General features: G+C 63.1%; 2 protein-coding genes. Both read left to right on the plus strand.

Translation table 11 applies throughout. From position 1 onward, the window contains the following. The first annotated feature begins 226 nt into the window (after window positions 1-226). A complete protein-coding gene (locus IQ35_RS20720) occupies window positions 227-1,840 on the plus strand; it encodes a Mu transposase C-terminal domain-containing protein (protein ID WP_242003439.1) in 1,614 nt (537 codons plus the stop codon). Then, window positions 1,837-2,641 (plus strand): TniB family NTP-binding protein (locus IQ35_RS20725; protein ID WP_242003440.1); only part of this gene is annotated, 805 nt, incomplete at its 3' end. The genes IQ35_RS20720 and IQ35_RS20725, both read left to right, overlap by 4 nt.

A 2,641-nucleotide genomic window follows, 5' to 3' on the forward strand; every position in this document is an offset into this window, starting at 1 on the left:
TGTCAGCCGACATAATAGACCGCAGTTCGTCTAAACGGCGATAAATCAGATACATAGATCATAGTTTCTGCAGGACACTCTGTCCGAGCCCGATTCCACCATCGCGGTAGCAGCCAGATTGAGCTACATTCCCGCGCGCAGGGGAAGTTGTCGTGGAGCCAATCCTATGATTGAGCGAAAGCCTTCTCCTGCGCCCAGACGCAGCCTCAAATCTCTGGAGGCGGGATTGGCCCTTTTCCCGCATTTCCGGGAACACATTTCACAGTCTGGGCCGGTGACGAGCGCTCAGGTCGCAGCAATTTCCGAGGCTACCGGTCTCAAGGAACGGCAGATTCGGACGCTGGGCGCGCGCTACCGGGACCATCCCGTGGCCGAATCGCTTGCGCCGAAGCCGCGAGGGCCGGTTGTTGGCTCACACCGGATAGATCCCGAAGTCAGAGGTGCTATTGACGCACTGATCGATGAGATCGCGCTCAAGATGGTGCCTCCCTCGCGTGCGGAAGCGGCGCGGCAGATTTGGGGACTGCTCCATGCCGACAACGGAGAACATCGGTTTTCCGCCGATCTGATCCCGAGCGAGAAGACCATCGAGCGGCTGCTGGCCGAGATTGCGAGCAGTGTGTGGGCCAAGGCCAGCATGGGCTCCAAGACCCGCAGCGCGCAGGAAGCGCATCCTGGGGAATACCACAGCGATGGTTTCCTCGATCTTGTCCAGATGGACCATACCAGGGGTGACGTCATCCTGGTCGATAGCCTGAGGCGGGAAGAGCTCGGACGGCCGTGGATCACGTTCCTGATTGAAATCTGGACCCGTTCGATTCTCGGCTACTATGTCAGCTTCGGCGATCCCTCGATTTTCCGGTGTGGCAGGGCCGTTGCGAGCGCGCTGCTGCCCAAGCAGCCTGTTCTCGCGCATCTGGGCGTCGATGTCAGCTACCCGATGTTCGGCCTGTTCCGGCGCCTGCATGCCGATCAGGCCAAGCCGCATCGCTCGGAGTCGTTCCGGCGGGCCTGCGTGCGCAATGGCATCGACCCGGATGTCCGCAAACCCGGCCCGGCCCATCTGGGCGGCCATATCGAGCGGCTGATCGGAACAATGGTCGGAAAACTGCGGCTTTTACCGGGTGCGACGGGATCGAACGTGTCGGCACGCGATGGCTACGATGCCGAAGCCGACGCGGCGATGACCCTGGCAGAATTCGAGCGCTGGCTGCTGTGCCAGATCGCGGTTTATCATCACGCGCCGCATTCCGCGCTTGGCGGCCTGTGCCCGGTGCAGGTGTGGGAACGCGAGGCGGCGCGACATGGCCCCTTGCTTCCGGTTTCGTGCAATACTGATGAGCTTTTCCGCCAATTTCTGCCGTCGAAATCGCTGACGGTCCATTCCCGGGGGATCCAGATCAAACACCGCCATTACTGGCACCCGGCGCTTGGCCAGCGAATCGGCCAGAAGATCGAGGTCAGCTGGGACGAGCGGACGATCCAGCATGTCTATGCCGAGCTCGATGGCAGTTTCGTGCAACTGGCGGTTATCGGTCAATATCCCGATGTCTGGGAGGCGGACTGGGAAGCTGCCAGAGCCAGGGTGAGGGCCATGGGCCGGGCTTACCAGGCCGATGGCGGGCGGACGGCGACGGCCCGCGCGATTGCTGCCGCCAACCAGGAAATCCATCAGGCTCGCCTGCGCACCAAGGAGGCCCGGCGCCGGGCGAAACGGCGGGAAGGGGAGGGGACGACGCTCGCGGATCTGCGGTCACCCGAAAGGCCTGAAAAGCCGCCCGTTCAGTGGAGACCGGTCGCGGAACTTGGCGAGGATTCCTGGTTGAAGGTGCAATCGTGAGCACCGCGGCGCTGACGCGATTACCGGTCCAGGCAGCCTCATTCTGGATCGATTTCAAGGAAGCGCGCAACGCCGTCGAAACCATCGTCGAGGTCGCGCATGACGATCCGGAAGAGCGACCGACCTGCATCGTGCTCACAGGCCAGTCCGGCATGGGCAAGACCTCGATCCTGCGCGAAGCGCAGCGGCGTCTGACCGAGGCTTTCCCCGAACCTGCCGATTGGGGCGAAGCCCGCTACCAACCGGTCCTGCGCACGGTCATTCCCTCGAGCCCGACCTCGCTCAAGATCAACCTGGCCCTGCTCTGGCAGCAGGGCTGGCCGATCCGGGCCAACACGCACAAAACCGCCGATTTCAAGGTTGTCGATCTGTTGGCCGCGCAGGGGACGAGGCTGGTCGCGATCGACAATGTCCATGTGATCCTGACCGCGAGCGGGGTCGCGCGGCGCGACACGCTCGATGCCTTGCGCTTCCTGATGAGCGCAGGCAATGTGCCGCTGGTCGTGGCCGGGCTGGATGTCGCCCGTCAGATATTCGCCGACGATGTCGAGCTGGCCTATCGTTCGATCATGCTCAAATTGCCCCTGTGGGAGCCGGGCGAGCCCTCGCAGCGGCTGATCAGGGCACTGGCGCGCGGAATGGGGATGGCGGTGCCCGAGCATCTCGCCGCGCCCGCATTTGCCGAGCGGATTTGGCGCGAAAGCGGCGGGGTAACCGGCAATTTCAAGCGGATCCTGCACTGGTCGGCCAAGGTTGCGAAACGGCACGATCGGGCGCTGGTGACGCATGACGATATCAGCC

The sequence above is a fragment of the Sphingobium wenxiniae genome, assembly GCF_007830065.1.
Lineage (GTDB): Bacteria > Pseudomonadota > Alphaproteobacteria > Sphingomonadales > Sphingomonadaceae > Sphingobium > Sphingobium wenxiniae.